The following is a 20,305-nucleotide window of genomic DNA, read 5'->3' as shown; positions in this document are numbered from 1 at the left end:
CCATCAGCCTTCCGCACTTGTGGAATCCCTGAGCGTGCAGAGAACCGACGTAAGCACCGCGACGGCAAGAATGATGACGACCATGCCGAAGAACGTGCCCAGTGGAATGGGGACGCCCCACGGAGAGATGCCTTCACGGGCGTATTGCACGGCCAACTCGGCGAAGATGATGGCGAGGCCGACGGCGGCCAAGACGGAGGCCGAGAGCACATCCAGCACCGATTCCCATATCGCAGCGACCACGACCGAGCCGTGCGAGACGCCAAGCTGACGCAAGCGGCGATTCTCACCACGTCGCTCCGTGATGACGATGGCGCACGATTGAATAAGGAAGATCGCGGCCAGCGCCGCCCCGCCGACGATGACGATGGCCAACCCGTGCTGCTGCGACAGGCGGTCTTTGACAAAGTAATCGATGTATTCAGGCTTGGTGAGAATCATCGCCCCTGAGCTGTTGGTTTTGTCGGCATGCCGCGCCTCAGCGAGACCCATTCGCTGCGCGACCCGCGTGGCAAAAGTGCCGGCCGAGATGCCATCGCGCAGCTTAATCGGAGCAAAACGACCGTCATCCCTAACGCCATGGTTATCAAAACCGCCTTCGAGCGCAAAGAAATCCATGGCGGCGTTGGAGCCAAGACCTTTCGGCGCCTCAATAACCGCCACAATTTTCGCCTTGTAGGCGTGGTCGGCTTTCCCATAAAACGTGACGTTCTGTCCAAGATGATAATCACCGGAAGGTGCAAGCCTTTCCGTGTTGACAGCCACTTTGTGAGGTCCAAGAGCCGACAGCGAGCCTTTGACGAATTTCGGGGCGTTCGATCCGGCCGTCCTGACGTCGCTCGCGCTGGCTGTAGTCACCGTCACAGGGTGATCATCGAATCCGGCCCAGTCCTCGCTGTGATAGATCACCGAGCTGGCGATGTCGTCTTTCTGGTTGCGCAGCGCATCGCCGATTTTGCCCGCCGGAATACGCGATGCCGTCTGCACGATCACATCCGCACGCATCGGCTGGAATTGGGTCATCAGACCTTCCTTGGATCCGGACTGAGACATCATCGTGAAAGCCATGACGATGAATACGACAAGAATGACCGGCAGACCGATGGCCACCGTGCTGCGCGTCTGTTTTCCAGCACGTTGGCGAGCCAGCAACCCCGAACCACGCGAACACAGCTGGGCGACCCGCCCCAAAAGCGAAGCCAGCGGCGGAAGACATACCGGGGCAAACAGATACAACGCCACCAACGCGAATACCGTAAGCAGAGAGGTCCTGATAGAAGTATCCATACCCAGAAATGGAGCAACGCAGAAGCACACGGCTAACACGGCCACCAATACCGCCGCCACGACACGCACGATTCCCACGGATTTCGATTCTTTGGTCTCCTGAGTCAAGGCCGAAAGCGGGCTCACAGACGAAATGCGATGCGCGGCGAACCACACACCAATGACGCAAGCCAGCAATACCAAGCAAAACGTCACTGCTTTTCCACCGAAGCGCAGGCGTGGCGCAAATGCGTTATCGTTGATATCCATCGCGCGGGCGACGGCGATACCGAGCGTACCGACGAGCGGCAATCCGAGCAGACAGCCAAGGAGATCGGCAAGTCCACACGGCACAGCGAATTCGACAAGCGCCATCAGGCGGATACGGCGAGGAGAGGCGCCGGAAAGCCGCATCATGGCGTATTCACGGCGGCGGGCCTCGATGAGGAAGCCGACCGAAGAGAGCACCAACAGCAAGGTGACCAATATGCAAGCGCCGCCCGCGATCTCGCAAACCACTGCGCCCATCGAGTACAATCCGATGCTGCTGCCGCGTTCGTAGTGGGTCATGGTGCGCAAGTCCGGCGAGCCGTCGCGGGCACCCATCGCCAGCCCCAGCTCAACCCACGCGCAGCTCAGCGCCGAGGCCAGCAACACCGCCAGACACGTCACAGCATATGAAGTGCGGTGCTCGTGCAGCAGCGAGCGAACGAGCGAGAATTGCGAAGGTCTGCGAACGCGGTGAGGTAGAGGTTTGGCAGGGTTTGCACCTGACATTGAACCAGCATGTATCATCGAATTTGCATTGGAAATCATGGGCGCGCCGGATTGCACATTCGCAAAGTCCTTTGCGGTTTTCAGCGTGGGATATCCAGAGGGTTGAGACATAGCGGGAACCATTCTGAAGTCACTCATTTTCATCAACCCGCCCATCGCTCATCAAAGCAAGTCGGCCCGCGATATTGGCGGCGGACTCACCAGAACAGGTGGAATGGACGCGGCCGTCGACCAGGAATATCACGCGGTCGGCACAGGCGGCGACGTTGGGATCGTGCGTGACCATCAGAATCGTGGTGCCACGCATGGCGACCGTGTGAAACAGGCCCATCACCGTGCGTGAGCTTTTGGTATCGAGCGCTCCGGTCGGTTCGTCGGCGAAGAGAACTTGTGGACGCGAGGCGAGCGCACGCGCGATCGAGACACGCTGCCGCTGCCCGCCGGACATATCCGCAGGATACTTGTTTTCGTAGCCGGCAAGCCCTACATCAGCTAACGCGCTCACAGCGGCTTTCGTTTCGATTTTCGGTCCGCCGAAAAGATCGGAAAGCATGACGTTCTGCAGGCAGGTGAACGCTGGAACAAGGTTGTAATCCTGGAAGACAAAGCCGATATGGTCACGACGCAGACGGGTCAGGTCGCGTTCGTTCATCCGCTCCAAGGCGTGGCCGGCAACGGTCACCTCGCCACTTTCCGGCTTGAGCAAACCGGCGCAGCAGTAAAGAAATGTCGATTTGCCGGCACCGGACGGCCCCATCACCGCCGTCCACGAACCAGTTTCGCCCACCAGCGACACGTCTTGGAGCACCTGGACCCCGCCGACGTACCGATAGGAAATATGCTGCGCCACCAATGGCGCTTCAACGTTTTGTATCATCTTCGTTCTCCTTGAGCCGGCACTGTTGCCTTCGCCCGCTTACGCTTCAACCCTACGGGCCAAAATCCGAAAACCTTATCGGGGAACACCCTGAAAAATCCCTGATTTTTAATACCTGACAACCCTGAGAACGAATGATTTCAACCATCAAACCAAAGAACCCGAAAACGAATCTCCCGCATGTCAGTCATTTCATAACCAAATCAACAAGAAACGGCGAAATCCTTAAAATCGCATAAAACGTTCATACCCACGAAATTGATAGAATGATCTAGATATGAATTGACACCGGCCGAATTCCGGCTGTTTGTTTTCGACGAGAAACAAATAAGGGGATCAAGCAATGAGCGTTGCATTTGAGGACATGAGCGAGTACGCGCAGCATGCGGTGAAGGCGCTGGGCCTTGAAGCGCATCCCGAGGGCGGCTGGTACCGGCAGACCTGGCTGAGCCTGCAGGCCGCGGCAGGAACAGCGACGCAGCAGGCTGCAGAACGCGGGGATGCACAGCGCAGCGGCATTGATAATGGTGCCAAAAATTCTGCAACGCCCACGAATTTTGACAAAGGCAAAACGAAAAATTCCGCCAATACCGGCGCGCCGTATTCTTTCGATACCTACGCCGCGACCGCAGCCGACCTCAAATCGATGAAGGCAACGGAAGGACGCCCACTGGCTTCGCTGATCTACTTCCTACTGGCTCAAGGCGACGCGAGTGCCTGGCATAAAGTGGATGCCACCGAAATCTGGCTTTGGCACGGGCCTGCCACCGTCGGCCTCGAGTTGGGCGGGTACGGCGACGCCCCGGCGGACGAATCCGGACGCACACTTTATACGCTCGGGCAAGGCCTGGCTTCGGTCAATCCGAATGCGACCGGCACCAACCCAAAAGAGGATATGCAACCATCGGATTTGTCAGCGGAACCCGTTGGCCAAGTGGTCATTCCCGAAGGCTGCTGGCAACGCACCGTACCCGGCAAAGGCGATGCGCTGGTCTCCTGCGTGGTAAGCCCGGGCTTCACGTTCGACGGTTTCACGCTCGAGTAAAAGGATAGCGACCGGACATCACTTTGCGCCGGTAATCGCCAGCGTCTGGTCGGCATAATCCTTCAACGCGGCCTTAAGCTCGTCGGTGCCATCGAACTTGACCTGACCGCGCAGGAATTGAGTGAATTCCACACGCACCTTGTGGTCGTAAAGTTCCAGCCAATCGTCGGTGACACAATACGGCTCAATGACACGTTCGTTGATGCCGGTTTCATCGCTATACGTTGGCTTGGTACCGATGGAAATCGCGGCCGGCCAGCGCCACGGCGAGCCTGGAGCCATGCGCATCTCGTCGGAAGGAGACGCAAGATTAGCAGCATTTATGCCGTTTGAGGTATTACTTTTACTGGTGGTCTTAGCGCCACTGCCATTCTCAATGCTGCGGCTACTTCCTGTAACGTTCGCCCCATTGCCAGCGTTGCTGCCATTGCCACTGTTCGAGCCGGCATCAACCGGTCCCAAATCAACCAGCCAGCCGGCATAAACACCGTCGACCGGCACATAGCCTTCGACCACCTGGGCCAGGTTCGCGGTCGGGAAGCCGATCTCGCGCCCGCGCTGCTCGCCGTGCACCACCACACCTTCGACGGCATGGTCGTGCCCCAGAATCTCAGCGGCGGCCTTCACACACCCTTGCGAAAGCAGATACCGCACGTTCGACGAGCTCCAGACCCGCACTTTGCGGCAGTTGTTCTTTTTGGTCCATGCACGCAATTCGGCCTTGTTCATGCCTTCTCGAGGGTCTTGCGGCTCGCCGATGCCTTCCGGCATCTTGGGCTCGAAACGCGAGGGAACCCACGTATAGCCCGGTCCCAAATCATCGACCACATCGAGCTCGAAAACGCGAGTGGCCTCGCAAAGTTCCTGAATGGACTTGATATCGCCCTTCCGGTTCGCGCCCATCGCCGCGTCCTGTCCGAGCACAAGCGTGCGCATGCCGAGCTTGCCGACCATCTGCCCCAAGAAGAACCGGAACGATTTGGCGGCGAACGCCATCGTATAATGCAATACAATCACGCGGTCGACGCCAAGTTTGTCCATGACTCGCGCACGCTGCTCGACGGAACTCAGCGCCTGGGTATCCACGAAATCCTGCGGCAGATCCATGCCGTCGTGTTCGTTGGCATAGGTATGCGCAAGCGCAGGCCGCGGGTCAAGAACCATTACTACGGCCAAGGAATCGGTCTGTTTCGCCAGCTCCACCACGCGACGAACCACAGCCTGATGACCCTTGTGCATGCCGTCAAACACGCCGATGGTCATGACCACGCGCTTGTGCGAGCTCAGGGTGGGCCAATCCACCAATCCGTTAGAGTCGGGTGTTAACCTGGTGATCTTCATCAAAATCCTTTGTCTTGTTTGCCGCAAGCCATTTTATCAGCCAAGCCGCCCGCGCGAAAGCCCTCTTTTCTCGGGGCTTTAAGCGGCCTGAAGTTTTATACGATCCGTGGTTTTATATGGCTTGAGGCTTTATACGATCTAGGGGTTTATTCAGTATCAGGCTTACGAGGGGCTGAAACTTTACTTAACCATCTGGCTTTACCCGACCTGCGGGAACACCACCACGGATTTCAGCTCATGGTTGTTTGCCGGTTCCACAATGCCTACGACCTCTTCCGTTTGAGGGAGATACACGGCCGCTATGTTCTTAGTCCCGCTGGCATTAGTTGAGGTTTTGCCGTCATTTGTCATAGCTTTATCATCAGCAGTCTTGACGATTTGCGTCGAATTATCGCCTGCATCAGCAGCACCTGAACCATATTCGGCGCTTGCACCGGCAGCTATGGTTATCGGCAACCTACGTCCGAAACGCAGATTCTTGGCGTCCTCATCGCTAATGGGAATGGTCGGCATCGTACGTTGCGCGGCCTCGAGCATGGTCAACGCACGACGTTTCAGTTCGTCGGCATCGACGTCCAGTACGGCCCGGTTCAGGGTCAGCGTCACGCCCTCGCGATTGGTAAATGTATGCGGCTTGGCATGTGCCGTAACCACACGCTCCGCCAATTGCGGATCGGCCAGATCAAACTTGCCAACCCTCGTGCGACGCAACTTCGTCAGATAACCGCCAACACCCAAAAGCCGTCCCAAATCGCGCCCGAGCGAACGGATATACGTGCCCGTCGAGCAGCTGATACGTACATCCACATCAACGACGGAAGCTCTACTGGTAATCGACTCATTTTCACCATCCTCAACTTCGGAAGCCTTGATTGTCGCTTCGGTATTGCGAGCGCCCAGCACGATGAATTCGCTGATAGTGACGGACCGCGCGTCGAGTTTCACAGTCTTCCCCTGCCGAGCCAGCTCATAGGCGTGACGGCCATTGACACGAACTGCGGAATAGGAACTCGGCACCTGCTTGATATCGCCCGTCAGGTGCTCGTTGATGGCTTGCTTAATCTGCTGAAACGTCAGCACACGAGCGTTGCCGGAGGTTTCATCAGAAGTTAGTTCACCATCCAAAGACTGCGTCAAATCATCCGCTGCTATCGCTTTTGGAGAAGTATTAGAGAAGCCTTGGCTGTAAGCCTCGTTCTTTGCTGGGGATAAACTATTGGCGTTTTCGTTTACCTCAACACCGTTATCCGAATTATCCGCCAGCCTTACCGACACAACCGTGGTAATCTCACCTTCGGAATCGTCGGTGGTACTGGTCTGGCCGAGGCGGATGGTGGCCTCGTAGGTCTTGGTATGGTCGACGATGTAGTTGAGCAGGCGCGTCCCATGGCCAAACCCAATGACCAGCACGCCCGAAGCCTGCGGATCGAGCGTGCCCGCGTGGCCGACACGACGCATGTGCAGCTCTCCGCGCACGGCCGCCACCACGTCGTGGCTGGTCACGCCAAGCGGTTTGTCGACCACAACAAGCCCGGAAAGTTCCGGCTTTTTACTCTTCTTCGACACCATCATCCTCAAAATCGGCGGCGGTCTTCTTCTTGCGCGGCTCGACATAGGGATTCTCGTCGCCAGCATACTGCGCGGTCTCGCGGGCCTTGTCGAGCTCCTCGTCGCGCTTGTGCGCAGTGACAAGGATGTCCTCGATTTCGTGCGCCTCGCTCGGCACCTCGTCGTAGATGAACTGCAGCTGCGGGGTGAGTCGCAGCCCGGCCTTCGCACCGACCAGCGAACGAAGCCTGCCCGTAGCCTGCTTCAGCGCCTGCTCGGCACGTTTGCGCTCCCCCTCGGCTTTGCCTTCCTGGCCGAGTTGTGTCCAGTAGACGCGGGCGATCTGCAGGTCGCCGGTAACACGTACGTCGGTGATGGTGACTCCGTTCAGGCGCTTGTCGTGCAACGTACGTTCCATCGACGAGGCGATGACACGCTGGATCAACGCCGCGATACGCGCGGCCCGTGGATTAGTTCCTGCCATAACGTTTCCTTTTATTACTCTTACTATTACGTTTCATCATACAGACTGACGAGAATACGCGTTCCCCGCGCAAATGTCTCGTCACGCTTCCGTCTCAGCGCACATGATAGACTACCAAATGCGTCGTTACCCGCACTAACTACCCCTAATGTGCGGCAAATGTCGCATTTATTCGTGCCAAATAGGTTGTTTCCCGCACAACAATGACACTTACTGCGGCAAAAGACGCATTTAGAGACAATAAACAAGCCGTCTCCAGCACAACAGTATAAAACTTACCGCGGGGAAAAACACATTCAGCGCCGATAAACAGGCCTTTCACGGTACGACAATGTGGCTTTACCGCCGAAAATGGCGCATTCCCGTTTCAAATCCACATAACGTTGTCGCCCGCCACGCACAACCAACGGCGCGACGGGCGACTAACGCTCAATAATCGGTTCAGTCTGAACAATCAGAATAATCAGACCGAACCGTTCGGTATTCAGTTCTTCTTGGAATCAGCCTTGGGTTCTGGAGCCTTAAGGTCATTCTTGGTATCGTCGGCCTTGTCGTCCTTCTTCGAAGGCTGGCCGTCCTTGCGCTCGATCTCCTTCATCTCGAAGGTCTCGATGATGTCGCCTTCCTGGATGTCGTTGAAGGAGCCCAAGTTGATACCGGCCTCGTAGCCTTCCTTGACGGACTGCACGTCGTCCTTGAAACGACGCAGCGAAGAGATCTCGAGATCGTTGACCGTGGTGACGCCGTTGCGCAGGATACGCGCCTTGGTGCCACGCTTGACCTCGCCATCCTGGACCATGACGCCGGCGATGTTGCCGAACTTGGAGGAACGGAAGATCTGACGAATCTCGGAATGAGAGGTGGTGACCTCTTCGTATTCCGGCTTGAGCATGCCCTTAAGGGACGCCTCGATGTCTTCAATCGCCTTGTAGATGATGGAGTAGTACTTGATCTCCACGCCCTCGCGCTCGGCGAGGTCCGCGACCTGACGGTTCGGGCGGACGTTGAAGCCGATAATGACGGCCTTGTCCACGCTTGCCAGGTTGACATCGTTCTGGGTAATCGCGCCGACACCGCGATGGATGACCTGGATGCCGACCTCGTCGGACACCTCGATCTTCATCAGGGAATCTTCCAGCGCTTCGACGGAACCGGAGGAATCGCCCTTGATGACGATGTTGAGCATGTCGACCTCGGACTTGGCGAACTGCTCCTTCAAGCTCTCGAGCGAGACGACCTTGCGGCGCTTGGCCAGCTGGGCCGCGCGTTCGGAGGCCTGACGCTTTTCGGCGATCTGGCGGGCGGTGCGGTCGTCGGGGGCGACCAGGAAGAGGTCGCCGGCGCTCGGCACGCTCGTCAAACCGAGCACCTGGACAGGTGTGGAAGGCTCCGCAGCCTTCATCTGCTTGCCGTCCTCGTTGAGCATCGCACGCACGCGGCCATACGAGGTACCGGCCACGATAGCGTCGCCCACATGGAGCGTGCCCTGCTGCACCAGCACGGTTGCCACGGCGCCACGGCCCTTGTCGAGCCTTGCCTCAACGGTCGCGCCACGCGCATCCATGTCGGGGTTGGCCTTGAGGTCGAGTTCCGCGTCGGCGGTCAGAAGAATCGCCTCGAGCAGCTTATCGACGTTCGTACCCTGCTTCGCGGAGATATCGACAAACATGGTGTCGCCACCGTACTCTTCAGGAACCAGACCGAATTCGGTCAGCTGGCCGCGCACCTTTTCGGGATTCGCACCCTCGACATCGATCTTGTTGACCGCCACGACAATCGGCACGTTGGCCGCTTGTGCGTGATTGATGGCCTCGACCGTCTGCGGCATCACGCCGTCATCGGCAGCAACGACCAAGACCGCAATATCGGTGAGCTCGGCACCACGGGCACGCATGGCGGTGAACGCCTCGTGGCCAGGGGTATCGAGGAAAGTGATCTTGCGGGGCTTGTCTTCGAGGTTGACGGTCACCTGATAAGCGCCGATGCGCTGGGTGATGCCGCCGGCCTCACGTGCGGAGACATTGGTCTTACGAATGGTGTCGAGCAGGCGAGTCTTGCCGTGGTCGACGTGACCCATGACAGTGACCACCGGCGGACGCGGCTTGAGGTTCTTGTCATCCTGCAGCTCTTCTTCATCCAGATCGATGTCGAACTGCTGGAGGATTTCCTTGTCTTCCTCTTCGGCGGAAACGATCTTGACGTTCCAACCGATTTCCTCACCAAGAATCTGGAAGGTTGCTTCATCAAGGGACTGGGTGGCCGTGACCATCTCGCCCAAGTGGAACATGACCGTCACCAGAGCAGCAGGATTGACGTTGATCTTCTCAGCAAGGTCGGCCAATGTCGCGCCCTGACGCAGCTTGATGGTTTTGCCGTTGCCGGCGGGAATGCGTACACCGCCGATGGTAGGAGCTTTAATCTCCTCGTAATCACGACGTTTCGCGAGCCTGTTCTTACGAGCCCTTGAGGATTTGCCACCCTGACGACCGAATGCGCCTGCAGCACCGCCACGACCGCGACCGCCACCACGAGACGGGCCGCCGCCCTGATAGCCGCCGCCACCGAAGCGGTTGCCGCCGCGGCCTTGGGATTCGCCTTGGCCGGGACGATTGTGACCCCACTGCCCTGGCCTTGCACCTTGCTCCGAACGCCCGCTACGGAATCCACCGCGTCCACCGTTACGTCCTCCATTGCGACCGCCGTTACGACCGTTGTTGACCGTGGGGCGGGCCATAGGATGCGGACGCGGAATACCGCTGGGCATCGGCACATGCATGCCCTGCTTGCGGCTGAACGGATTATTACCCGGACGCGGCCCGGAACCAGAATGCTGGGAATGCGGAGCCGGCTGTGCGCCGCCGTTGCCCGGACGCGGGGAACCGTTGCGCGAACCGTTCGCGCCTGGCCTCATACCCCCGTTATTCCCGCCGAAACGCTGGTTGTTGCGTGGACCGGGCATGCCACCCTGACGATGTCCATGGTCGTGGCCGCCGTGCTCATTGCGGCCACCGTTGCCTTCGTGTTCGTGGTTGCCGCCTTCACGGCGAGAACTGTGCATCTGCTCGCCGCGCGAAGATTCGTGACGAGATCCGAAGCCAGGCTTCGCAGAGAAATGCGGATGAGACTGTTCTCCCGGCTTCGCTGAACTTGCGCCTTGACGCTGATGACTGTTGCCCGGCTTCGGACGGTGAGCGGAAGATTTGGATTTTCCGGAATCCCCATTTGCTCCGGAATTATTATTCTGTGGGAAGGCGGCCCGCAATTTGCGGACGACCGGCGCTTCCACCGTGGAGGATGCAGATTTGACGAACTCCCCCATGTCCTTCAGCTTCTGAAGAACATCTTTGCTTTCTACGCCAAACTCTTTAGCGAGTTCATATACGCGCTGTTTTGCCACTCAGTTTTCTCCTACTATTGTGACTGCGCGTAAGGCGCAGTCAATGTATTGTTACGGCGAGCTTACCCAGACTCATCGTGCGACCATGATTGTGTTACCTCGTCTCCGACCGACGTGTAGACACACTGCGTGCCTGCACTCGGATTACCTTAATCCAGCATACTCGTGATGCTGGATTGCAGACTACTGTTCGTTTCCTGTCGTTTTGCCCGCTTCTGCGGCGTTCGCGGCGGCTTGCGCCTGTGCTGCGGCGTGGGCCTCGCTGGATTCGATGCCAATCTTCCAGCCGGTGAGTTTGGCGGCAAGACGGGCGTTCTGGCCTTCCTTGCCGATGGCAAGCGAAAGCTGGTCGTCGTGAATATAGGCGATGGCCGTCTTGTTCTTCTCGCTGACGATGTCGACACCAGTGGCGACGGCCGGCGAAAGCGCCGAACCGACGAACTTGGCCGGGTCCTTCGACCAATCGACGATGTCGATCTTTTCCGGTCCGAGGTTTTCCATCACCGCACGCACACGAGCGCCGCCAGGGCCAATCAAGGCACCTTTCGGGTTGACGCCTTCAGTGTTGGCACGAACAGCGATCTTGGTGCGAGCACCGGCCTCGCGGGCGATGGCCATGATCGAGACAGCGCCAGAAACCAGCTCAGGCACCTCACGTTCGAAAAGCTTGCGCACGAGTTCCGGATGCGAACGCGACACGACAATTTCAGGGCCCTTCAGGCCACGACCGACGGTGACGACATAGACGCGCAGACGATCGCCATGACGATAATGCTCGCCGGGCACCTGCTCGCGCTTGGGGAGGATGGCCTCCACGTCGCCCACCGCGACATGAACGTTGGCCGGATCCTTCGTATCCTGCTGAATGACGCCGGTGATGAGCTTACCCTTCTGGCCAGCGAAAGCACCGAGCACACGCTCGTCCTCCGCGTCACGGAAAAGCTGGCGAATCACCTGACGGGCCGTCGAAGCGGCCAGACGCCCGAAATCATGCGGGGTATCGTCGTATTCCTCGCCGAGTTCCGGACGTGGATGCGGGTCCTCCTCAGTGGGCTCCACCGGCTTCTCGTCGCGGGCCCAGATGGTGAAGGTGCCAGCACGATCGTCAAGTTCGACGCGCGCGTGCTTCGCCGCGTTCGGTGTTTTGCTGTAAGCCAATAGCAACGCTTCAGAAAGTGCGTTGTCAAGTGTTTCAGAATCGATTCCCTGCCCTGCCGCGAGCTGATGAATACCTGTCAGGTCCAGTTCCATGGTCGCAAGACCTCCTATATGAAATTATCTGTCGGGCTCTCTGGCCCCATTAAGTCATAATCATTCGATATTCTAGTGTTTTATGCAGACACGTCGTATGTTTTCCTCTTTGCGCAATTTCCTAGGTCGGCGTGTCTTTCCAGTCATTGCCGTTACCGCTTTTATCGTGCCTCTGGCCGCTTGTAATTTCCCGCGAATCGAATCCCCTATCGAGTCGGCGGGACCCTGCAAAACTGCTTATACCAATGCGGTTTCAGCCAGTTCCCATACCACTGCTGGCAACCCGTTCATTGACCGCTATCTATCCGCCGGTAACGCCGTGAACACCTGGCGCGAAGCAGCCACTCTGTGTCCTTCGCAATTCAGCGTATACACCATGAAAAGCGCACAGATGCAATGGCTGCAGCAAAGTCTTTCTCCGCTTGTCGGAGCCTACCCAACCCATGCCGACGCCGCATTGGCCAATCTTGACGATATCGTCGCGTTGAATGTGAGCAACGACACCCTTGGTTCCCTGGCTAAAGCGGAAGATCGGGCGGGCTTTGCCATCGAAGCACTTGCGGCGAAAGACGTGGACCATGCCACACTGCAATTAAGCGACGATCATAAAGCCATCGCCTCACGGCTTATCTCGCTTGAAGCGAAGGACGCTGGCACCAACACCGTCCCCAACGACCCGCGTGAAAAGGTCTACGACGTGAGTAATCTCATCGCCCATCCCGACACGATTATCGATCCGAGCACCGGTTTGCAGGCTTCAACCGTTGCAGTCATAGAGATGGATTGCGCCCGCGAATCGTTTACCGCCCTTTCGCAGGCATTGCCGGTATCAAATACCGATAATTCTTCTGCTAGCGCCGTCGGCACTTCGAAAAGTTCAAGAAACGAAAGCAGCAGCAAATCCTTGGCTGTGCTCGCGGATCTTATCTCTTCGCGCATTTATCTCGCCTTGTCGCTGGGCTATCCCGCCTTCGACGCTGCTTTGTACGAGTAGGTGCCTTGTTCGGGACTCGACGCGGAAAAGAAAATGCCTCCGGAACCGAGGCTCCAGAGGCTTAACGCGGATAAGGCGAGATTCGAACTCGCGGAGGATTTCTCCTCACACGCTTTCGAGGCGTGCTCCTTAGACCGCTCGGACACTTATCCATCGCTGCGCAAAACGCAACTTTTCTAGTATAAGGCAACGTGCCAACCACCGCAACCGGGCGTGGCGCAAGTCCAATCCAATGTGCGGCGGGCACGGATTGCGACGTCGCGGCTAGACTGGGCGTTTCCGACGCCCGCGCGTCAGTCCAGCGTCCGCTTGGCCCGGATTGATGCAGCTCGGCTCGCCAGCTCGCCATCAGCCGGATAAGCCACGTGCTCTAGCGTCAGGCCGCAGGCAGCGATAGGGCCGGTGGAGCCTTCGCGCACGGGATTGGCCATCTTCTGAGCAAACCATTCCAACGACTTACGGTGCCGGCCGACCTGTACGCAGGCGTTGACCAGAGAACGCACCATGTTGTGCGCGAAGGCATCGGCCACGATGGTGAAGCACACGAGCCCGGACTCCAGCGACGGGACGGTATAACCCATACTCGTTGTGTTGCCTGGGATCGTCGCGCTGTCTAAGGTCGTCACGCTACCTGAGGCCATTGTGTTGTCTAGGATCATCGCGTTACCTGAGGCCATCGAGTTGTCCATGGTCATTTCTGTTGCAGCGTTTCCCTGTCCGTCAGAACCGACGGCAGCACCGTACATACCCATCACGGGTACACGCTGCCACACCGCCTGCTTGACCTCGCGGATCGTGGTGCCACCTGGATTTGGCGTGGCGAAGGAACCGAAATCGTGCAGGCCGATGGTCATGGCCGCGGCCTCGTTCATCGACGGAATGTCAAGCGTGTCTTCAAGCTTCCAGACAAAGCCACGCAGCCTTGGATCGGCCGGCCTCGCCCCATCAACAACCCGGTAGACGTATGTACGTTCCAAAGCCGAAAACCGCGCGTCGAAACCATCGGGTGCCACGCATACGCCGTGCAGAGCGATATCATCCGGCAAATCATGACTCAGCCGACGACGCAACGCTTCGACAGGCGGCACTTCCATATGCCCGACGCAACGCTGAAGCGTCTGCTCCCCCACGTCCAGATGGCAAACCTGATGAGCTGCATGTACGCCGGTGTCGGTACGCCCGGCAACCACCAGATGCAATGGTTCGCCGACATCGTCGGTGGGCACACGCAGAACGGTATGCAGAGCGCTTTCCACGACCCCTTGCACGGTACGCAGACCCGGCTGCTTCGCCCAACCGTGGAAGTCGCCGCCGTCGTATGCCAAGTCAATTCGTAATCTCATCGTTGCCAGTATACGTGGCATACCACCACGAATCCATGTCCGCATATGCAAGAAGGCCGGAGACTTACATCTCCGACCTTCTTGTTAAAAAAGAAATACGTGAATCTAACGACTCACTTCTCTTCCTTATCAGCCTTCTTTGCAGGAGCCTTCTTGGCAGCGGGCTTCTTAGCCTTTGCAGCCTTCTTGGCTTCCTTATCAGCATCCTTGGCTTCAGTCTTCTTGACCTCGGCCTTATCCGCGGCGACGTCGGCGTTGGCCTCAGTCTCCTTGGCTTCAGCTTCGTCGACAGCCTTGTCCGTCTTGGTCTTGGCGGTCTCGGCAGTGTCCTTCTGGACCTTGGCTTCTGCCTCCTCGACTTGAGCCTTGTCGGCGGCAACAGCGGCGGAAGCTTCAGCTTCCTTCACGACGGATTCCTTGGCGCTGACCGGCTCGGTGACGAGCTCGATGATGGCGCGCGGCGCGTTGTTGCCCTTGGACGGGGCAATCTTGACGATGCGGGTGTAGCCACCCTCACGCTGCTGCATCTGCTCGGCAATCTCGGTGAAGAGCTTGTGCACGATGGACTTGTTGCGGATGACGCGCATCACGCGACGGCGATGAGCGAGGTCGCCCTTCTTGGCGAAGGTGATTAAGCGCTCGGCCACGGGGCGAAGACGCTTGGCCTTCGGCAGTGTGGTGACGATGCGACCGTGCTCGAACAGGCTGGTCGCCATGTTCGCGAGCATCAGACGCTCATGAGCCGGGCTTGAAGCCAGATGCGGCCCTTTTCTAGGTGTAGGCATTATTACTCCTTAACGCTCCGGTTTTCGTCGTTCAGGTGGGCATACGCCCGAACATCCGAACGGCACCGAAGCTTAAAATGAAGTTGGCGCTATGTACTCTTACTCGTCTTCGGGCGAGAAGAAAGTGCCACCTTCAAGGTTGTTGGTATCGAAGCCCAGCGGCGAGGCCTTCAATGAGAGACCCATACTTTCGAGCTTCTCCTTGACTTCATCGATCGACTTCATACCGAAATTACGGATGTCGAGCAGATCCTGCTCGGTGTGAGACACCAATTCACCGACGGTGTGGATACCTTCGCGCTTCAGGCAGTTGTAGCTGCGCTGGGTGAGATTGAGTTCCTCGATCGGAATCGACATCTCTGGGTTGACTTCTTCCTCAACCGGAGCCGGGCCGACCTCGACGCCTTCCGCTTGCGTGTTGAGTTCACGGCACAGGCCGAAGAGCTCAACCAGAGTGGAACCGGCGGATGCGACGGCATCGCGTGGCGAAATCGCCGGCTTGGTCTCCACATCGAGGATGAGCTTGTCGAAGTCCGTGCGCTGTTCGACACGGGTCGCCTCGACCTTGTAGCTCACCTTAAGAACCGGCGAATAGATGGAATCGACTGGGATACGGCCGATCTCGTCGCTGTCCTGCTTGTTCATCTGCGCGGGGACATAGCCACGGCCACGCTCGACAGTGAACTCGATCTCGAGCTCGCCGTCTTCCGCAAGGGTGGCGATATGCATATCCGGGTTGGCGATGGTGACGCCGGCCGGAGGGGTGATGTCCCCCGCGGTGGCCTCGCCCTTACCGCTTTTACGCAGATACATGACAACCGGTTCGTCATATTCGCTGGTGAGCACGATTCCCTTGATGTTGAGCAGGATTTCGGTGACATCCTCCTCGACGCCTGGCAGAGTGGTGAACTCGTGCAGGGCACCTGAGATACGCACCGAAGTGACTGCGGCTCCGGGAATGGAGCTCAACAGAGTACGACGCAACGAATTACCAAGCGTATAGCCGAATCCAGGCTCGAGCGGCTCGATGGTAAAACGAGAACGCTGCGGATTCAGTGATTCCTCAGTAAGTTGCGGACGCTGTGCAATAAGCACTGTGTTATCCTTTCAGCTTCTGATCGGTGGTGCACTCACTGGTCATAAGCGGGTTGGACGGATGGTTAAATGAAGTGCTTCAGACGCGGCGGCGCTTCGGAGGGCGCACACCGTTATGGGCCTGCGGGGTGACATCGGTGATGGAACCGACCTCAAGACCTGCGGACTGCAGGGAGCGGATAGCGGTTTCACGACCGCTGCCCGGGCCCTTGACGTAGACGTCAACCTTCTTGACGCCGTGCTCCTGCGCCTTGCGGGCGGCGGATTCAGCGGCCATGCCTGCGGCGTAGGGGGTGGACTTACGTGAGCCCTTGAAACCGACATCGCCACCGGAAGCCCAGGCCACGACTGCGCCCGAGGGATCCGTGATGGAGATGATGGTGTTATTGAAAGTGGACTTGATGTGCGCTTGACCGACCGGTACCGACTTGCGGTCACGGCGACGCGGCTTGCGCACGGCTTGCTTTGCAGCTGCCATTGATCCTCGTTTCCTATTTACGAATGATTCCAAACGTCACGAAGAGCCTGGAACGCTGCAAAATACAAGCGACGTCCCGTCCCTCTTCATAACTGCTTAGGCCTTACTTGACGGCCTTTTTCTTTCCAGCGACGGTACGCTTCGGGCCCTTACGGGTACGGGCGTTGGTCTTGGTGCGCTGACCGCGCACAGGCAGACCATGGCGGTGACGCTGGCCTTGATAGCAGTTGATCTGAATCTTGCGACGAATATCCGCATCGACTTCACGACGCAGATCGCCTTCAATCTTGTAGTTGGCCTCAAGATAGTCACGCAGCGTAATAAGCTGCTCGTCGCTCAGATCCTTGACGCGGGTATCCGGATTCACACCGGTTGCGGCAAGCGTTTCCTTCGCGCGAGTACGGCCGACACCAAATATATAGGTGAGGGCAATCTCGATGCGCTTCTCATTGGGGATGTCGACTCCGGCAAGACGTGCCATTGCGATTCCTTCTATGTTTCCGTAGGTTTGTACCAAGTCATCCGGTTTCCCGGCTCGGGCCTACGTACCCGGGGTTCAGCGATTGGGCTGCGACTCAGTACCTTTTTCTGGTCGGAGGTTTTCCGCTCAGCCTTGACGCTGCTTGTGGCGCGGGTTGGAGCAGATCACCATGACGCGACCGTGACGACGGATCACGCGGCAATTCTCGCAGATCCTCTTCACACTAGGGCTGACCTTCATGGTTTTCCTTTTCTTGTACCTTTACTTATAACGGTACGTAATACGGCCGCGGTTCAGGTCGTAAGGGCTCATTTCGAGGACCACACGGTCCTGAGGAAGGATACGAATATAATTCTTGCGCATCTTGCCCGAAATTGTGGCCAGCACGATGTGCTTGTTTTCAAGTTCGACGCGAAACATCGCGTTCGGCAGTGCTTCCACTACCTGACCTTCGACTTCAATCACACCGTCTTTAGCCATGAGCCTCATTCCGTTCTTTGGCTGATATTACATTTATGGCGCATCCGAAAACACACCAACTTCTTACTATAACAAAAGGAGGGACCAAATGCGACACGGCGTGTTGCATTCAATCCCTTCTTGTGGTAATGGAAATTCTGGTCTTTACTCGCTTGATTGCGTATCAGCCAATTCAGCGGAAACGTGCCAGCAAATCTCCATCAATCCAAAGCATCGAAAATGGTCTTGGAGATATCATCGATATCCCCTTCGCCGTCAATCGGCACCAGGCAACCACGGGATTTGTAGGTGTCGAGCAGTGGTGCGGTTTCTTCGTCGTAGGTCTTAAGGCGTTGGGCAATGGCTTCGGCGTTATCGTCGGCACGGCCTTCTTCGGTGGCACGCTTGGCGATGCGCTTCATCAGGATGTCGCGGTCGGCGTCAAGTGCCACGACCTTGTCGAGCGGGGTTCCAAGCTCTTCGAGCATCTTGTCAAGCGCCTCGACCTGAGCAGCGTTGCGCGGATAACCATCGAGGATCCAGCCGTTCTTGGCGTCGTCCATAGCCAGGCGGTCCTTGACGATCTTGTTGGTCAGCTCGTCGGGAACGAGCTGTCCCTTGTCGGTATAGCTCTTGGCTTCCTGCCCCAGCGGAGTGTTGTTCTTCATGTTGTAACGGAAGATATCCCCAGTGGAGATGTGCGGGATGCCGTAGTGCTCGGCAATCAGCTTGGCTTGAGTTCCCTTGCCCACTCCTTGCGGGCCCATAATCAAAAGACGCATGTTGCTTCTACTTTCTTGATTGTGTATGTAGCAAATGATGCCCACCCGCTTCTTAAGAACAGATGAGCATCATTCATTATTTTTCTAAACTTGTTATCAACAACTCAACCGAATATGTCACTCGGACTTGTCGTCGGTATGGTTGTTGTCATCGGAATCGTCCAAGGCGTCGGAGGCCTTCCCGTCAGCGTCGGAATTCTCTTCCTTCGATTTGTCACTTTGCGTGGCCGAATCAGCGGAATCGGTGTTCGTAGCTTTCGTGGTCTCAGAGTGTTCAACTACCGTGGTATCTGCGTTCTCCTTGCTCTTGTCGGATTCCTTCTCAGCTACCTCGGATTGAGTATCCTCGCTGACGGTCTCCGCGCTTTCGACAACCGCGGTTGCAGACTTCTTGGTCTTCTTGGACTTCTTGACGTCCTCACCCTCGATGTGGTCGGTGTCTTCAAGCAGGAAGCCGGTGTACTGGAACTGCTCGGTCTGGGCCTTCGCCTGACGCAGGGTGTCGAGGCCGACGCCCGCAATAATCAGGATGGTCGTACCACCGAACGGAAGCTTGTTGTTGAGCTTCAGCATCATGATGAGCATGGTCGGAATCAACGCAACGAAGAGCAGGTAAATAGCACCGACCGTGTTGAGCCTGTTCATCACATAGCTCAGGTAACGGCTGGTGGCGCTGCCGGCACGGATGCCGGGAATGAAGCCACCGTACTGCTTCATGTTGTCTGCCGTCTCGTCGGGGTCAAAGGTGATCGACGTGTAGAAGAAGCAGAAGAACACAATCATCACGGCGTAAAGCGCGATGTACCAAATAGAAGTCGTGTTGGCCAGATTGGTGTTAATCCACTTGACCCACTTCTGGTCGGACTTACCGAACTGTGCGATCAATGTCGGAATCGCCAGAATCGAGGAGGCGAAAATCGGCGGGATAACGCCAGACATATTGATCTTCAACGGAAGATAGGTAGAGGAGCCGCCATACATCTTGCGACCGATCATACGGCGCGTGTACTGAACCGGGATGCGGCGCTGAGCAAGCTCGACGAAATCAACGAAGATAAGAATAACGACGAGGACAGCGACGACGATGCCGAAGTACTCCCAGTTGCCGTTCTTGCCGTTGGTGCCCCAGCCGATCTGCCAGAGCTGCGGAAGGAAGCCGGAGCAGATGGACATGAAAATCAAGACCGACATACCTTGGCCGATGCCCTTGTCGGTAATCAATTCGGCCATCCACATGATGAGGCCGGTACCGCCGGTCATGATCAACACCATGACCACAAGGTTCCAAACAGAGCCGTCGGGTACGACCTGACCGCACTGATAGTTGAACAACGCACCGGAACGAGCGGTGACAAGAATAGTGGTGGACTGCAGAATAGCGAGGCCAATGGTGAGATAACGCGTGTACTGCGTCAGCTTGGTTTCGCCGGACTGGCCTTCCTTGTGCAGCGCCGCAAAACGAGGAATGACCACACGCAACAGCTGAATGACGATGGACGCCGTGATGTACGGCATCACGCCCAAAGCAAAGATGGAAAGCTGCAGCATGGCGCCGCCGGAGAAGAGGTTGACCAACCCCACGAAGTTCTCTTGGGCCGTCTTCATGGTGCCGACACATTGCTGGACCACCTTATAGTCCACTCCCGGGGTCGGTATGAACGAACCGATGCGGTAGATGATAATGATGCCGAGCACGAAGAGGATCTTATGGCGAAGTTCCTTCGTCTTCAGGGCCTGGATTAACGTCCTCACCTGGATTTCCTTCCCTATTCGGCACACCTGATGTACCGATGCAAACACACTAAACGATAATCTTAGCGTCAAGCGTCTACCAAATGCCGCTCACAACGCAATTAAATCAATCAACACGTATCAATCTATAATTTTGCGTCTTGTCGCAGC

At 57.2% G+C, this 20,305-nt stretch carries 16 protein-coding genes, 1 tRNA gene and 2 pseudogenes; 2 read left to right on the top strand and 17 right to left on the bottom strand.

Going from position 1 to position 20,305, the window contains the following annotated elements:
* Positions 1 to 3 precede the first annotated feature (3 nt).
* Together OZX72_RS02425 and OZX72_RS02420 are read right to left on the bottom strand one after the other, a co-directional pair.
* A complete protein-coding gene (locus OZX72_RS02425) occupies positions 4 to 2,043 on the bottom strand; it encodes an FtsX-like permease family protein (protein WP_277158835.1) in 2,040 nt (679 codons plus the stop codon).
* Positions 2,044 to 2,173: 130 nt separating this feature from the next.
* On the bottom strand, positions 2,174 to 2,920 hold the full coding sequence (locus OZX72_RS02420; RefSeq protein WP_277158834.1) for an ABC transporter ATP-binding protein: 747 nt from the start codon (positions 2,918 to 2,920) through the stop codon (positions 2,174 to 2,176).
* A gap of 343 nt (positions 2,921 to 3,263) precedes the next feature.
* Between OZX72_RS02420 and OZX72_RS02415 the strand changes: the two genes are divergently transcribed.
* Entirely contained in the window at positions 3,264 to 3,965 is a 702-nt protein-coding gene (locus OZX72_RS02415; protein ID WP_277158833.1) for a cupin domain-containing protein, read from the top strand.
* Positions 3,966 to 3,983: 18 nt separating this feature from the next.
* Here OZX72_RS02415 and OZX72_RS02410 read toward each other — a convergent pair whose 3' ends face one another.
* The 5 genes and pseudogenes from OZX72_RS02410 to nusA all read right to left on the bottom strand — a co-directional run bounded on the left by OZX72_RS02410 (position 3,984) and on the right by nusA (position 11,986).
* On the bottom strand, positions 3,984 to 5,306 hold the full coding sequence (locus tag OZX72_RS02410; RefSeq protein WP_277158832.1) for a riboflavin kinase: 1,323 nt from the start codon (positions 5,304 to 5,306) through the stop codon (positions 3,984 to 3,986).
* A 198-nt stretch (positions 5,307 to 5,504) separates the two neighbouring features.
* On the bottom strand, positions 5,505 to 6,872 hold the full coding sequence (locus OZX72_RS02405) for a tRNA pseudouridine(55) synthase TruB (protein WP_277158831.1): 1,368 nt from the start codon (positions 6,870 to 6,872) through the stop codon (positions 5,505 to 5,507).
* On the bottom strand, positions 6,856 to 7,338 hold the full coding sequence (gene rbfA / locus OZX72_RS02400; protein ID WP_277158830.1) for a 30S ribosome-binding factor RbfA: 483 nt from the start codon (positions 7,336 to 7,338) through the stop codon (positions 6,856 to 6,858). The genes OZX72_RS02405 and rbfA overlap by 17 nt, the downstream gene beginning before the upstream one ends.
* Positions 7,339 to 7,915: 577 nt before the next feature.
* Positions 7,916 to 10,735, bottom strand: a pseudogene (gene infB / locus OZX72_RS02395) (translation initiation factor IF-2); the annotation flags it as partial.
* Positions 10,736 to 10,918: 183 nt separating this feature from the next.
* Positions 10,919 to 11,986: a transcription termination factor NusA gene (gene nusA / locus OZX72_RS02390; protein WP_277158829.1), complete on the bottom strand. Its 1,068-nt coding sequence runs from the start codon at positions 11,984 to 11,986 to the stop codon at positions 10,919 to 10,921.
* A 376-nt stretch (positions 11,987 to 12,362) separates the two neighbouring features.
* Between nusA and OZX72_RS02385 the strand changes: the two genes are divergently transcribed.
* On the top strand, positions 12,363 to 12,980 hold the full coding sequence (locus tag OZX72_RS02385; protein WP_277158828.1) for a hypothetical protein: 618 nt from the start codon (positions 12,363 to 12,365) through the stop codon (positions 12,978 to 12,980).
* A 67-nt stretch (positions 12,981 to 13,047) separates the two neighbouring features.
* Here the strand turns inward: OZX72_RS02385 and OZX72_RS02380 are convergent.
* The 10 genes and pseudogenes from OZX72_RS02380 to secY form a co-directional block, all read right to left on the bottom strand.
* Positions 13,048 to 13,132: transfer RNA gene (locus OZX72_RS02380), tRNA-Ser, on the bottom strand.
* A gap of 141 nt (positions 13,133 to 13,273) precedes the next feature.
* Entirely contained in the window at positions 13,274 to 14,323 is a 1,050-nt protein-coding gene (locus tag OZX72_RS02375) for a tRNA pseudouridine synthase A (RefSeq protein WP_277158827.1), read from the bottom strand.
* A 113-nt stretch (positions 14,324 to 14,436) separates the two neighbouring features.
* The gene (gene rplQ / locus OZX72_RS02370) at positions 14,437 to 15,108 is read right to left on the bottom strand and encodes a 50S ribosomal protein L17 (protein ID WP_277158826.1); all 672 of its coding nucleotides are present in this window, start codon (positions 15,106 to 15,108) and stop codon (positions 14,437 to 14,439) included.
* Between the two features lie 99 nt (positions 15,109 to 15,207).
* Positions 15,208 to 16,203, bottom strand: coding sequence for a DNA-directed RNA polymerase subunit alpha (locus OZX72_RS02365; protein WP_277158825.1), 996 nt, complete (start codon positions 16,201 to 16,203; stop codon positions 15,208 to 15,210).
* A gap of 79 nt (positions 16,204 to 16,282) precedes the next feature.
* Entirely contained in the window at positions 16,283 to 16,681 is a 399-nt protein-coding gene (rpsK, locus tag OZX72_RS02360) for a 30S ribosomal protein S11 (protein ID WP_277143872.1), read from the bottom strand.
* Positions 16,682 to 16,784: 103 nt separating this feature from the next.
* Positions 16,785 to 17,162 carry a 30S ribosomal protein S13 gene (gene rpsM, locus OZX72_RS02355; protein ID WP_277143870.1) on the bottom strand — a complete coding sequence of 126 codons (378 nt, stop codon included), beginning with the start codon at positions 17,160 to 17,162 and terminating at the stop codon, positions 16,785 to 16,787.
* 126 nt (positions 17,163 to 17,288) lie between these two features.
* On the bottom strand, positions 17,289 to 17,402 hold the full coding sequence (rpmJ, locus tag OZX72_RS02350; protein WP_043164480.1) for a 50S ribosomal protein L36: 114 nt from the start codon (positions 17,400 to 17,402) through the stop codon (positions 17,289 to 17,291).
* A 21-nt stretch (positions 17,403 to 17,423) separates the two neighbouring features.
* A complete protein-coding gene (gene infA, locus OZX72_RS02345; protein WP_003808114.1) occupies positions 17,424 to 17,642 on the bottom strand; it encodes a translation initiation factor IF-1 in 219 nt (72 codons plus the stop codon).
* A 200-nt stretch (positions 17,643 to 17,842) separates the two neighbouring features.
* Positions 17,843 to 18,403: an adenylate kinase gene (locus OZX72_RS02340; RefSeq protein WP_277158824.1), complete on the bottom strand. Its 561-nt coding sequence runs from the start codon at positions 18,401 to 18,403 to the stop codon at positions 17,843 to 17,845.
* Positions 18,404 to 18,823: 420 nt separating this feature from the next.
* Positions 18,824 to 20,155 (bottom strand): annotated as a pseudogene (secY, locus tag OZX72_RS02335) (preprotein translocase subunit SecY); the annotation flags it as partial.
* Between the last annotated feature and the right edge of the window lie 150 nt (positions 20,156 to 20,305).

Origin of the sequence: Bifidobacterium sp. ESL0769, assembly GCF_029395495.1 — a bacterium.
GTDB lineage: Bacteria > Actinomycetota > Actinomycetes > Actinomycetales > Bifidobacteriaceae > Bifidobacterium.
The sequence above is the reverse complement of the archived record's forward strand: the minus strand, read 5'-3'. Positions and strand labels throughout refer to the sequence as shown.

Excerpts from the sequence above, each read along its gene's own strand:
- OZX72_RS02415 (WP_277158833.1), top strand. The coding sequence starts at position 3,264 with ATGAGCGTTGCATTTGAGGACATGAGCGAGTACGCGCAGCATGCGGTG.
- rbfA (WP_277158830.1), bottom strand. The coding sequence starts at position 7,338 with ATGGCAGGAACTAATCCACGGGCCGCGCGTATCGCGGCGTTGATCCAG.
- rplQ (WP_277158826.1), bottom strand. The coding sequence starts at position 15,108 with ATGCCTACACCTAGAAAAGGGCCGCATCTGGCTTCAAGCCCGGCTCAT.
- OZX72_RS02375 (WP_277158827.1), bottom strand. The coding sequence starts at position 14,323 with ATGAGATTACGAATTGACTTGGCATACGACGGCGGCGACTTCCACGGT.
- infA (WP_003808114.1), bottom strand. The coding sequence starts at position 17,642 with ATGGCTAAAGACGGTGTGATTGAAGTCGAAGGTCAGGTAGTGGAAGCA.
- OZX72_RS02410 (WP_277158832.1), bottom strand. The coding sequence starts at position 5,306 with ATGAAGATCACCAGGTTAACACCCGACTCTAACGGATTGGTGGATTGG.
- rpmJ (WP_043164480.1), bottom strand. The coding sequence starts at position 17,402 with ATGAAGGTCAGCCCTAGTGTGAAGAGGATCTGCGAGAATTGCCGCGTG.
- OZX72_RS02420 (WP_277158834.1), bottom strand. The coding sequence starts at position 2,920 with ATGATACAAAACGTTGAAGCGCCATTGGTGGCGCAGCATATTTCCTAT.
- OZX72_RS02425 (WP_277158835.1), bottom strand. The coding sequence starts at position 2,043 with ATGTCAGGTGCAAACCCTGCCAAACCTCTACCTCACCGCGTTCGCAGA.
- rpsK (WP_277143872.1), bottom strand. The coding sequence starts at position 16,681 with ATGGCAGCTGCAAAGCAAGCCGTGCGCAAGCCGCGTCGCCGTGACCGC.
- nusA (WP_277158829.1), bottom strand. The coding sequence starts at position 11,986 with ATGGAACTGGACCTGACAGGTATTCATCAGCTCGCGGCAGGGCAGGGA.
- OZX72_RS02340 (WP_277158824.1), bottom strand. The coding sequence starts at position 18,403 with ATGCGTCTTTTGATTATGGGCCCGCAAGGAGTGGGCAAGGGAACTCAA.
- OZX72_RS02385 (WP_277158828.1), top strand. The coding sequence starts at position 12,363 with ATGAAAAGCGCACAGATGCAATGGCTGCAGCAAAGTCTTTCTCCGCTT.
- rpsM (WP_277143870.1), bottom strand. The coding sequence starts at position 17,162 with ATGGCACGTCTTGCCGGAGTCGACATCCCCAATGAGAAGCGCATCGAG.